We start from the raw sequence: 12,665 nt of genomic DNA, 5'->3' as shown, positions 1-12,665 counted from the left end.
TTTATGATAGAAAGTTAATGCAAACAATTTGAGCCAGACGCTTAAACACGCAGCTTAGCATCATCACGACCGCGCTCAACTGCAGGCACAAAAAAGCCGACGCTATGTCGGCTTAATCAAATTTGGCTAACGACTACTTTATAATTTGATCTGAGTGTACTGAGTCCACGCAAGCACTTGTCCCATCTGAGGAATGATCCATACTGCCGTGTGCTCATTTTGATAAACACGATAATAAAATAAATCTTCATCACGGATATCATGCTTACGAATTTCACGGTAGAACTGCATAGCAGAATGGCTGACTTCATCCGGTTTTGTCAGTTCTTTTTGTAACACTTTAACGTGAAAAACATCAACTTTAAGGTCATCAATTGTGGTCTGGTACTGCTCAAACTCACCGCGGATAGTGTATTTAATCGGTGTCGTTAAACAATCTTGATCTGTAATACAGGAGGTCGAATAAAACTTACCCTTATTTTGCCCTTCATAGACCAGAGACATACTGAGATCGTTACGAACTAAGAGTTCGCCCGCGACGGGAAAATAAATATCCGCATGGTAATTATGCTCAAGTAACTCCCCCATTCCTTTATCATCCGCAGGGAGGACAATACGGTTATAGCGAATGCGCTGCTCCATTATTTGGCTCAGCGGAATGAACTCCGCCATATTTAATCCTGCGGGTTTTGCATCTATCGCCGTGATATTGATGATGCCGTGACCACTGCAGGCATCGGCGTCCAGCTCAGGGCAAATCGCCATCGAATAATTTTTGCCATCAGTTGAGGTAAATGCACTGAAGTAATTAAGGTTATTGATGTGATTTCCCTCTGGCGCTAAATGTTTTTGCCACCATGAAGGATGTAAACGATCCTCATCACCAATATAGAAGGTTCGCGCCGTCCCCAGCGTGCCACCAATATTGAGGCTGATATATTTATCGGCATGCCATTTAGCCACCTGTTTAACCACCGCATGGTGGTCGCTCACATACCAAACGATTGCCAAGATAGCGCACAAGAGGGCAATACCAGCAACTTTAGTCCAAACCGACACCCCCACTAAGGCATCACGAATTGCATTCGCATCATTGATCGCCAGCATCTTTACATGGGATTGTTCAGAGATATGCAATTGATACCCGCGGCGTGCCACGGTTTTAAGCTGCACTTCGGTATAGGGTTCGAGCTTTTTACGTAAGGTACTGATGCATTGCGTTAAAGAGGTAGGAGCAACCACCCTTTCAGGCCAGCCGACCTGCAGCAATTCTTCCTTAGTAAAAATGGCATTCGTGGATGATAACAGCAGAACTAATAAGGCCGTTTCGGAAAAAGTCAGGCTGATGGTTGTCCCATTCACATGATCGACTAATTCCTTAGCCTGTTCATCTAACATTAAATAAGATGTGATTTTATGCATGTTAAACGCCTGAAAGATCAGCCAATACTGATAAAGTTTGATTACACTAACAACATGCAATCATCATGTGACATTGTTTCTTTCCAAGAAAACGATGATATGCAATCACCAAGTCAAGATGGTTTATTTTACCTTTTAACAACATATAAGAGTGTGACTCTATACTCAGTTTAGTCATTGTTTAATAAGTACAAAGTTAGACTAATACAGAGGTCGCTAAACTAGATTTCTTGGTATTTAAAGATCCAAGAACAACACAAAAGTAATGCACCAATCCAGCCACCCAGCAAACCATACATTAAGGGTAAGCCCAGCCCAGTTTGAGCAAGCAGAGTGAGACTACTTTTAGCCGCGAGTGTATCCGAGGGAGTCGCGAGTAAATTTAAAGCACGGAACAGATCAGTAGGGTTCAACAAAATCAGTAGATTGAATACAGTACGATTAAACATCTCACTCATTCCAACCACAGCACTGAGTAAAATCAGATCATAAACCAGCACAAGCACAAACCATAAAATGAGTAATATCCCCAGTGCCTTGGCTTTTTCTCGCACACACAAGCTAACCCAATAACCCAAGAGCACGAACACTAATGACAGTAAAATACTGCTCATAATCAAATGGATAAACCCGATAGCTATGGATAACTGGGCCTGAGTATCGCCCAGTGATATCAGTATTAATCCTGTTAAACCAAAGCCCAAAATGCAGGCAATGGTCATCACGCAGGCATGGCCTAAAAACTTGCCGCACACCAGATGCCAACGTGCTAATGGATAGGTCAGCAGTAACAACAGAGTGCCGGATTCTTTTTCACCAACAAAGCTGTCATAACTCAACAAAATCGCACCTAAAGGGAGCATAAATACCGATAAAGTGACTAACCCAGAAAGGATCTGGGCAGGCTCAAATACCACTAAGTTGCCGGACACAGCGCTGCCCATAAAACTCACACACAGAGATAGCAGCAACAAGATTCCCGCCATCATCCATAACCAACGATTACGTAAATTATCCTTAAACTCTTTGGCGGCTATGGTGCTCACTATGCTCAGGGCACTTAAACGATGGTGCAAAACCTCGGAACGGTTCATAGGACTGATTCCAAATTAATCGCCTGATTTATATCTGTTATGTTAATAGTCTTTGTGGGCATTTTTGACGACTGAAGGGGGCAAAGACTTTCCATGTAATGATGAAACACACTCTGCAAACTAGGAGGTTCAATAGAAAAATCCCCCACGGGCACTTTTTGTAATAAGTGATTTAACACGGCTGACTTTTGCTCCTGTGACACAGCGAGCGTGAGTCCCTGCCCCGCGTTTGCCTTAACACATGCCGCTAAAATGGGATCCGCTAGCAATGCTTGCCTTTGAGTATTAGATAGAAAATGCAACAAGATATGATTTGGCAACTGAGTCGCCGCCCTCAGGGAGGTTAAGCTTCCCGAAGCCAACATTCGCCCTCGACCTAAGATCAAAGCGCGATCCATCTGATCTTGTACTAATCCCAACTCATGGGTACTGATAATAATGGCGCAGCCCTGCGCCCTGAGCTGAGCGATTTTTTGATACAGGAAAGCCGATGCCAAGGGATCTAAGCCAACTGTCGGTTCATCGAGTAACAGTACCTTAGGCTCAGCCAATATCGCCTGCGCGAGCCCAAGACGTTGCCGCATCCCCTTAGAAAAAGTACTCAAACGCTTATCTTTAGCGGCCTCTAAACCAAATTCAGCAAGTAATTCATGCACTTTAGGCAAGGCAACGCCCTTAAGCTTAGCGAAATATCGCAGCAGCTCATTGGCGGTCATATTGTCATAAAAACTCACATTTTCAGGTAAATAGCCTAAAGACAAACTCTGCCGCACCTGTTGGGAGCTCACACTATGACCTTGAACTTGGAGCAGACCACTTGTGGGGGTAAGTAATCCCAAAATAAGCTTGAGTAACGTAGATTTACCCGTACCATTATGCCCAAGGAGTGCGATCACTTGACCCGCTAACACCTCAAAACTCACATCATCCAGTGCCTTAAACTTGCCATAGCATTTACTGATATTTGTCGCTTTAACAACCACATCAGCATTCACTACAGGCTTATTCGCTGAGCAGGTCAAAGTTTGATGATTCATCGCGAACCTCCATCAATCAGTACATGCGCGCCACTTTGCATTAGGGGAAAACTATCACTTATACCGCTCGTCACTTGGGGCTTAAATTGGCGTTCCACCCAACGCAGTAACAACACAACGGGGCTTTCCATCAACAGTTTGGCTTCAGGATAAAGCCAAAACAGTTTATCTAAACTGTCATTCGGCCTATGGGCAATATCCCCTAATCCATCGCCATTCAGATCCCAACCTTGATATTCCGACCAGTAATTGCCCTGCCCCTGATAACTCCACTCCAGCAGTGCCTCGCCGACGTACTTAACTTGGGTTTGATTGGCCATAATACGATTATGCCAAAGGCGATTTTCCTCTCCGCCCATGGCCATACTGATCCCGGTATCGCTGTGGCTAAACTCGTTATCTTGAATACGGTTATGTTGAGCAGCGTAAATAAAAATACCTTTCCCCTCATTGCCAAGCTCCACAGTGCCCTTAGGGTTATGGATTTGACTCGCAACATTGGCTTGCACATGGGATGCCTCAGTAATATTGAGCAAAATGCCAAAGTCCCGCGCCTGAGTCACACGGTTGTGGTGCAGGTAAATATGGGTTGAATTCATTAGGGCATAACCGCCATCGACAGCAATCGCTTGGTTTTGCCACGCTTCGTCGGCTTGGGTATACATATAGTGAATGCCATATTGCAGCTTAGTGAATTGATTTTCATAAATGCGGCTGTGGGTAACGGACTCTAAATACACACCATCACGGACAAAAATCAGCTGATTTCGGTCAATTTGTGGCGAATTAACATGCTTGAGATAAATGCCATCACCCCGATCAAGCACATGAATGGCACCGTTACCACTAATGCTATTGTCCGTAATGATGGGTGAGTTTAGCTGTTCGCCATAAATACCAAAACCATCGCCCACCAAGCGGTTTCCCTTAATCTGCACATGATCCGCCCCTTTTTTGAGTAAAATGGCGGCATCACGGTAATACAGATCCCGTCCCCAGTGGCGGATATTGAGCCCCTCAATACTCACCTGAGGCGCCTCAATGACCAACGCACTCCCTTGGCGCAGTGCATCTAATGTCGCGCCTATTTCCCCCTTTAGCGAAATGGATTGCGTCACCTTAAAGGAGCCTTCATACACCCCAGTGGCTAGCACTAAGGTGTCACCTGCTTGGGCTTTGTTAAGGGCAAGGGTGAGTGAATCTGTATCTGTTACCCGAATGAGTGCAGCCCAAGTACCGAAAGAGGCAAAGCACAGCAGCCAAATAAGGACGAGACGCAGCTTCATCATCACAACCTTATTTATCACCCGCGAGCAGTTCTAGGGTGATGTCATCAAATCTCAGCACTCGGCCACCGTATTCCTTAGCAAAGGCTTCGGCGGCGGCTTTAGTGCTAAAAGGTGCCACAGCTGGCCCCATCACGGCTTTTTTACTGGTGCCGTAAACATAAAATGCGCTAGCGGCATCAATAAAGGCGCCATCGTCAGGTTGATCCCAATCGGTCGTGCCCGCGTCATGCACCATCATGTAATCAATTTGTCTTTTATTTTCAGGCTGTAATGCAAAGTTAAACATATCGCGGCTAGAACAAAACTTAGGTACCGTTTTCTCAGCCTTGAGGTGCACTTGCCCTTTAGGTCCGGGATATTTAGTGATCACCATGCCGCATAAATGACAACGGTCATGCTCGTGGATCATCTCGGCTTTATGAACATGGTCTGTGGCCTCGCTTTTATTACAGCCAAATAGCAAGGGCACTAACAGCAACAATGCATAGTATTTCTTCATTCTATTTATCCTTTTATTAAAAATATCAACGCCTCGCCAGACTCCTTGCAGGGACAGATCTTTACGGCGAGGGTTGATAGAAACGGGTTTCATCTTTCATTCATTTTGCTTTGTGCTTTTGCAATCGCATTATCGATTGCTTCACGGTTGATACTGTCCCCATTGTGTTTGAGCAAAAGCTGCCAATGGTCAATCGCCTCTTGGTTACGAGCATGCAAGTAAGCATCTGCCGCGAGTAACATATGGGTTTGAGGCTCAAAGGGAGAGAGTGCTAATGCTTTGGTAATCACCTCTTGGGTTTCAGGTGTCATTTGCCGAAGCTCGCGGTAATAAAGCGCGTTAGCTTTTGCCCCTAACACTTCAGCATCTTCTCCCCCTATTTCGAGTAATTTATCTAAGGTCAGCACTGCATCTGAGTACAAACCTCCCGCATTGTAAGCCTGAGCTAATGACATAAGTGCCAAGGTGTTTTGCGGCTCACTCTGAGCCCAACGACTGGCTTTAGTGATCTCGGCCGCCACTAAATAATCAATATTTTCATCAATCCGACCTTGATCCCAATCCCTAAAACGGCCTGTTTGACTGTAGACAGCAAGGGTAAGCAGCACTAGGACGATTCCCATCGCAAAGGGCACTTTGCTCGACATGTTTGGCAACTGTGCTATTCCCATGACTAGGTTTAGACGCATGTGCTGCCAGTAAATATAAGCAACAAACAACAGTAAACTGATGCCAATGCCTAGTCCTAAGCTCACCATTCCAGTCTCCATTTCACTCTCCAAACAACTCGTTTTAGGAGCCAGATTAACCGTGTGCAGGCATCATCTTTTTATTTTTCATCTCTTTCATTTCGCTGGGTTTCTCAATATTTTTCAGTTCAATTTCAAAGATAAGTGCTGACTCAGGAGGAATAATACCTACGGCTTCAGTGCCATAGGCAAGGCTTGCTGGTACCACAAAACGGTATTTAGACCCCACAGGCATCAACTTTAATCCCTCTTCCCAAGCGGGGATCACCGACATTAATGCAAACCGAGTGGGCTCTTTACGTCCAACCGTATTTTCAAACTCAGTCCCATCGATAAGAGTGCCAACATATTCCACTGTGACCACATCTTCTGGATTGGGTTTATGACCTTTACCTTGGGTTAAGACTTCGTATTGAAGACCAGAGGCGGTAACTTTAACGCCAGACTTTTTTTGATTTTCAGCAAGATATGCCGCACTTGCCTTTTTAGTTTCTGCCATTTGTTTTTCAGCAACGACAGTTCTTGCGGCATTGAGTTGTTCTGCTCTTTGGTTCAGGTAGGTCAGCACTTCTTCGTCGGTTAATTGCTGTTTATCTTTAAGCGCATCCACAAAACCTTGCACGACTAAGTCGACATTCACCTCTGAGCCTAATTCAACTTGGTTGTAGACTTGACCAGAAATGTAATTACCAATAGAAGCGCCAATGCTGTAAGAGGTTTTATCTGCATCGGTTTTCAGACTTGTGCCGGCAAAACTGGCTACCGAAACAAATAATGCGGCGCAGGTCGCCACTGTGATGCTTTTGGGGATAAAAGAAGTTGACATACGTGTTTTCATTTTATGTTCTCTACAATGTTAACCCTGTGGGTTTCGCCTTTTGGCCCTGCAAACCAAACCGATAAAACATCGGTCCTGTGTGTTACTAAGGTTTTTCTGTTACTCGACCTGACATACGCCAGCCATAAATACCATCGGCCATATGACGCACACCTGTGTAACCTAGCTTCATGGTTTCTCTCGCCGCCATATTGCTGCTGGTGCAAAGGCGGTTAGCGCAGTAAAACACCATGACTGCATCTTTATTCTTTGGAAGTAACTCTCTCCAATTCTGAACATTGAAAAAAACCGCTCCGGGGATAAAACCTTCTGCCCATATCTCCAGTGTATTTACGTCGAAAAAATAAACGCCTTGTTTGCCGACTAAGGTTTCCGCTTCCATCATCGAAATGGGATTTAATTGGATTTCGTTATAGGGCACTTCAGACATTTCTGAGCCACCACCGGCGATGACTGGCATCGCAGTCACGCCTAAGGCCAACACCATCAATATTCGGCTTACACTTTGACGAAGCATGTTATGCATAATTAGGCTCTCATATTCCCCGACACCCAAAGGTGTCGGGGATAACTAGGACTCAAGTTAAACTATATTTTCTTCGCACTCAGCGCATTACCATCAATAATGGCTTGGGCTTGGGTCACATAGGTCAAGGCGGCATCTAAGCGTTTTTGTGAGTAACGCGCACCATGAACCCCCCATGAACCATCGGCTTTAATCAGCTTGAGGACATCTTGAGCTTTATCGGTCAACAACAGCACTTGCGTCTTATCTTCTACCGATAACTTCGCCATATTGGGCGACTTATCGATGCTAATAAGGGCTTTTTCTACTTTGGCATAGGTTTCTTTCACTGGTTTTTGCCACTTCTGAACTTTGCCGTAGATTTGCTGTTGATCTTTAAAGTGCAGACCCTCACCCAACTTAGATTGGAATTGACTATGGCAGCCTTTGTTATCCACTACATCGTGATCAGAAGCGGAAGTACGAGCACAGGTCCACATCAGATCGAGGTAGTTATGGCCATTTTCGTCCTTCGCCACAGTCCAGCCCTTAGTGGATGAGTCGCGAGACTTACCTTCAGGTGGGTTAAGCGTCTTACGCAATGGATCGACATCGATTTTCCACATGTGCGACTTACGAACGTTGTCGAAACCGGCCATATCAGGGAACTGGATCGCGGTGAAGTTTTCACAACTACCCATGTTTGGCATATGACAGCTTTGACAAGTTTGTTTACTGTGGGTCTTGGTATTACTCGCAATTTCAGCCTGTGCCGTATGGCAATCGGTACATTCTTTGATGAGTTTTGGTTTAGTAATACCGGATTTCCAATCACCATCAGTCACTTCGTGTGGATCATGACAGGTAGAACAACGCATGCCCTTATCGTAGTGAGACGAGGCAAACATTTGCGAACCTTCTGTACCACAAGATGGGCAAGAAGATTTCATCTTCACGTTAAAGGCATATTCCAGTTTTTCTTTACCCTGTGGGGTTTGCGCAAGTTCTTCTACGAAGTTAAAACGCTGGTGACAACGCTCGCAGTTAGAAGGCATACCACCACCGATACCGCCGTCTAAATGACCACCTGCGCCATGACACTCTTCACAGGTAATACCGAGTGACACTGTATGTTTTTGTAGCTCTTTAGGATTACCAAGGGCTGCAAAAAACTCATCTTTAGTTTTAAAATCAAACTTAAAGGTGTGGCACATTTCGCAATAGGAACTCGCAGGTTGGAATAAGAATTCCTTCTCGTATTTAGCACCATAGGAGCTCATACCCCACTGGTGTGAACCACTCGCGCCAAAATCTTCCATTTTAGTTGGAAATTCAGGAATAACTTTCTGAATTTTCTTCGCCATTTCAGGGGTTAACCATTCAGCCCAACCACGGGAGAATTGGTTACCGCCGGCGACCATAGTGCCAGTACCATCTTTGAGTAAACCGTCTTTCACATGGAAGGTACCGCGTACTAAGTAGCTGTCGATAAAGCCGTATTTGGTTCTTGGTGTTCCCACCGTCGCATAAATTGCATCAGGGGTAATGCCGTCTGGCAGGATAGAAGTATCCTTAGTGCCATACATGGTTTTGTTTAAATCGTTATCGACTTCGGGATGACTCCCCGGAAAACGTAAGGTTTTTGAATGGCGTGAACGTTTCCACTTTTCATATTGTGGGCCGTGGCACTCACCACATTTTTCAGGACCAACAAACTTATTTGGGAAATCCAAAATCGACTTGGCACCGAGGCGATATTGCAATGCCATAGGGCGATTGCCCTCTTGATGTTGGCTATATTTTTGGCTATCACCACCGTGTAAGTATTCTTCACCACGGTCACTGACCTTATAGGTTCCTTTTAAACGACCTTGCTCGGCATATTTAAATACCGGATGATTTTCAAAAAGAAAATCAAACAACTCTTTTTCCTGAACAATATAATCCTGCAGTGTTCTTACACCACGGGATTCTAGTGTTAGATCGGGATTAGCCATAATTCCCTGAGCTTCCGCACTCATTTGTTTATTACCATAGCCAGGCTTTACCTCGCCCGGTTTAGCATCGGATGCTATTCCGGCCACACTGATGATAGTACCTAAACAAAACAGCACGCTGAGTGCTATTTTGGATTTCCATCGTTTCATCATTCACTCCTAATTATCATTAGTTTTTTATTTTCTACTGAACCTAATTGCTCACTGAACGACATAAACAATTGACCAGTTACAGCATGGTGGAGGCAAAAAACCATTAAAAATCAGAGCTAGAGCACACTAAATTTGCGCTGATAAATCAAGATGAATGAAATCAACTAAAACAAATAAAATACAATAACTTACAAAATTAATGCCATTTGTTTTTTAGAAGTTAAAAAGCACATTTCAGTTATAAAAAAAACTAAAAATGCATTTTACTTTTCAAAAAACATCAAGCGTAAAAAGGAATAATTTAATAACGGATAAGATCACATTATTAAATGCAAAACTCGACTAATCTTAAAATCAACAGTGATTAAATCTTGTGATTAAACTGACTTTTACTACGAAAAAAATTATATGTACATTTAAAATCACAATAAAATAATTCAAGTTTTTGAGCGAATCGAATAAAAATTCAGCCAGTTAAAACCACATAGGTAAAATAGTTAACTGTTAACACCATATTACCGCGACCACATTATTCTAAGGCATAATAAATGACAACTATGCTTCCAGAAATTGGACATATATTACTGATCATCAGTAGCGTATTGGCATTATTTTCTGCAGCACTGACCTTAATCGGTGTTAAGCAGAATAATGCCTATCTGGTGGGATTAAGCCCGACACTCTTTAGAGCCATATTTACCTCAGTATTTGTTTCACTTCTTTGCTTAATTTATTGCTTTATGACTGATGATTTTTCTGTTGCTTATGTCGCAAACCACTCGAATAGCCAATTAGCATTGGGTTATAAAGTGGCCGCCGTTTGGGGCAGCCACGAAGGGTCAATGCTGTTTTGGATATTTGCGATTACCCTTTGGGGGGCGATCATCAGTTATCGCATAAAGATGGCGGATTGCACTCAGGATAAGGCCAGCGATAAATACCAAGACGCCCTGTATTTTGCGAGGCTGTTGGCCATTTTGGCATTAGTGATCCTTGGTTTTAACTTATTTTTACTCTTTACCTCTAATCCCTTTGCCCGCTTATTACCTAACATTCCGATTGAAGGGCGAGATCTTAACCCCATTTTGCAAGACATAGGGCTCATACTGCATCCGCCCATGCTCTTTCTTGGTTATGTTGGCCTCACTGTTTGCTTTGCTGCAGCGTTAGCATCACTGCTCGGTGGTGGTTTTAATACTCGTCAAATTAACTATTTACGACCTTGGGTATTATTAGCGTGGGTGTTTCTAACGGGCGGCAATGCCTTTGGATCTTGGTGGGCCTATAACGAACTGGGTTGGGGTGGTTGGTGGTTTTGGGATCCGGTAGAAAACGCCTCCTTTATTCCTTGGCTTGTGGCAACAGCATTAGTACATTCCCTCATTCTCACTCAACGTACTCATGGCTTTAAACTCACGACTTTACTGCTGTGCTTATTGGCATTCTCACTCAGTTTACTCGGCAGCTTTTTGGTGCGTTCCGGCATAGTGCAATCGGTACATGCCTTTGCTGCCGATCCGACCCGTGGTATGTCAATCCTCTGCTTATTAGTGATTTTTGTTGGGGCTGCGTTACTCATTTTTGCACTCAAAGCCCACCATTTAAAAGCGGATGTGACTTTCGCGCTTTTCAGTAAGGAAACGCTGTTACTGCTCGGGATCGTTATCTTAGTCGTAGCAGCGTTTTCCGTATTACTCGGTACATTTTACCCTTTGATCTATGAGCTACTCGATTTAGGTACACTTTCAGTGGGTGCCCCTTATTTCAACGCTATATTTGTCCCCCTCACTTTCTTGCTTGTCCTTTTAATGGGCATTGCGCCCTTAGTGCAATGGCAAATAGCGCAATGGCAAAATGCCTCAAAGACTCGTATTACTTCCCTGCTCATTCCTAGCCTAGTGATATTAGCCGTCGCTGGCTGGGTAAGCTTACAGGCCGCCTCGGGCAGTAGCTTATTTTTACTCCTTGGCACTGCCGCAGCACTTTGGTTGCTGGTGTGTTTATTGCTCACGATATTGGCAGCCTCAGGATTAGGTAGACGAATATATGCCCGTCAATTAACCCAAAACCGCAATGAGCACGGCTTAAATCCTCCCGTTAAAACATCAAAACAAGGGTTTATAGCCATGCTATTCGCCCACTTTGGGGTGGCTATCACTATTATTGGTGCAACATCCATCTCCTTTTTTGAACAGGAAGCCCTCCTCAGAATGGGCCCTGGCCAAGGTAAACCGTTGGCGGGTTATATCTTAGTGTATGAAAGCACTGAGAATGTCGAAACCAACAGCTTTACGGCAATCCAAGCCAATATCAGTATCCGCGATGGTGCGAATGATGAAGTGATCCTCGGTTACGTTAGGCCGCAACGCCAAACCTTTAAAAGCAATGGGATGGAAATGTCCCACGCGGGTATCGAACATGGATTCTGGCGGGATATTTATGTGTCTATGGGGCTGCAATTAAGTGACAGCGAATACCTTATTCGTATCAGCTATAAACCCCTTGCGAGTTGGATCTGGCTTGGTGCGCTATTAATGATGCTAGGTGGGGCGATTGCCGCTTGGCCTACTCGCCATTTTAGCTACCAAGCTGATTTAACAACCTTAGGTAACCTATCCCATCACAAACCACAGGAGACACTTGCCTAATGAATCCAATATTGCGCTTTTTAGTCTTACTGCTCCCTATCACCTTATGTGGGATAGGGATCCCATGCTTATCCGTAGCGCAAGCTCAGCCCATATCAAGCCTTTCCTACCAGCAACAGGCAATAGATATCAGTAAAGTGCTGCGTTGCCCTATGGCGACGAATCAAAGCCTATTTGAATCACAGGCGCCAATCGCCCACGAGCTCAAAGCACAAATATTCTCGATGCTGGAACAGGGGCAAAGCCAAGATGAGATTATCGATTTTATGGTGCAACGCTATGGTCAAAAAATCCGTTATCAACCTGAATTTAATACCTCCACCTTCGCACTTTGGTTTGGGCCACTGCTGTTATTAGTGCTTGGTGTTGGGTTGTGTCTCGCATTGGTAACCCGTAGAAAAACACAAACGACTATTTAAAAGTAAAGGATAACC

11 protein-coding genes are annotated in these 12,665 nt (G+C 44.3%); 2 read left to right on the top strand and 9 right to left on the bottom strand.

Annotation, left to right across the window (positions count from 1 at the left end):
• Window positions 1-138: 138 nt before the first annotated feature.
• The 9 genes from L5L77_RS03840 to sirA all read right to left on the bottom strand — a co-directional run bounded on the left by L5L77_RS03840 (window position 139) and on the right by sirA (window position 9,580).
• Complete coding sequence (locus tag L5L77_RS03840; RefSeq protein ID WP_173496241.1) at window positions 139-1,422, bottom strand: transcriptional regulator; 1,284 nt, start codon at window positions 1,420-1,422, stop codon at window positions 139-141.
• 221 nt (window positions 1,423-1,643) lie between these two features.
• Entirely contained in the window at window positions 1,644-2,516 is an 873-nt protein-coding gene (locus L5L77_RS03835) for an ABC transporter permease (protein WP_131524238.1), read from the bottom strand.
• Window positions 2,513-3,553: an ATP-binding cassette domain-containing protein gene (locus tag L5L77_RS03830; protein WP_263222108.1), complete on the bottom strand. Its 1,041-nt coding sequence runs from the start codon at window positions 3,551-3,553 to the stop codon at window positions 2,513-2,515. Before L5L77_RS03830 ends, L5L77_RS03835 begins: the two co-directional genes overlap by 4 nt.
• Window positions 3,550-4,839, bottom strand: coding sequence for a nitrous oxide reductase family maturation protein NosD (nosD, locus tag L5L77_RS03825; protein WP_263222106.1), 1,290 nt, complete (start codon window positions 4,837-4,839; stop codon window positions 3,550-3,552). Before nosD ends, L5L77_RS03830 begins: the two co-directional genes overlap by 4 nt.
• A 10-nt stretch (window positions 4,840-4,849) precedes the next feature.
• Entirely contained in the window at window positions 4,850-5,341 is a 492-nt protein-coding gene (locus tag L5L77_RS03820; RefSeq protein WP_263222103.1) for a nitrous oxide reductase accessory protein NosL, read from the bottom strand.
• Window positions 5,342-5,430: 89 nt separating this feature from the next.
• Window positions 5,431-6,111, bottom strand: a complete 681-nt coding sequence (locus tag L5L77_RS03815; RefSeq protein WP_263222102.1) for a tetratricopeptide repeat protein — start codon at window positions 6,109-6,111, stop codon at window positions 5,431-5,433.
• A 34-nt stretch (window positions 6,112-6,145) separates the two neighbouring features.
• Window positions 6,146-6,928, bottom strand: coding sequence for an FKBP-type peptidyl-prolyl cis-trans isomerase (locus L5L77_RS03810; protein WP_263222100.1), 783 nt, complete (start codon window positions 6,926-6,928; stop codon window positions 6,146-6,148).
• Window positions 6,929-7,013: 85 nt separating this feature from the next.
• On the bottom strand, window positions 7,014-7,454 hold the full coding sequence (locus L5L77_RS03805) for a rhodanese-like domain-containing protein (RefSeq protein ID WP_028761786.1): 441 nt from the start codon (window positions 7,452-7,454) through the stop codon (window positions 7,014-7,016).
• 62 nt (window positions 7,455-7,516) lie between these two features.
• Window positions 7,517-9,580: a dissimilatory sulfite reductase SirA gene (sirA, locus tag L5L77_RS03800; protein WP_263192868.1), complete on the bottom strand. Its 2,064-nt coding sequence runs from the start codon at window positions 9,578-9,580 to the stop codon at window positions 7,517-7,519.
• A 551-nt stretch (window positions 9,581-10,131) separates the two neighbouring features.
• On the opposite strand from sirA, the gene L5L77_RS03795 reads away from it, so the two are divergent.
• On the top strand, window positions 10,132-12,231 hold the full coding sequence (locus L5L77_RS03795; RefSeq protein WP_263222098.1) for a heme lyase CcmF/NrfE family subunit: 2,100 nt from the start codon (window positions 10,132-10,134) through the stop codon (window positions 12,229-12,231).
• Window positions 12,231-12,650 carry a cytochrome c-type biogenesis protein CcmH gene (locus tag L5L77_RS03790; protein ID WP_263192866.1) on the top strand — a complete coding sequence of 140 codons (420 nt, stop codon included), beginning with the start codon at window positions 12,231-12,233 and terminating at the stop codon, window positions 12,648-12,650. Before L5L77_RS03795 ends, L5L77_RS03790 begins: the two co-directional genes overlap by 1 nt.
• Window positions 12,651-12,665 lie beyond the last annotated feature (15 nt).

The organism is Shewanella sp. SM29 (genome assembly GCF_025654245.1).
GTDB classification, from domain to species: Bacteria; Pseudomonadota; Gammaproteobacteria; order Enterobacterales; family Shewanellaceae; genus Shewanella; species Shewanella oncorhynchi.
The sequence above is the reverse complement of the archived record's forward strand: the minus strand, read 5'-3'. Positions and strand labels throughout refer to the sequence as shown.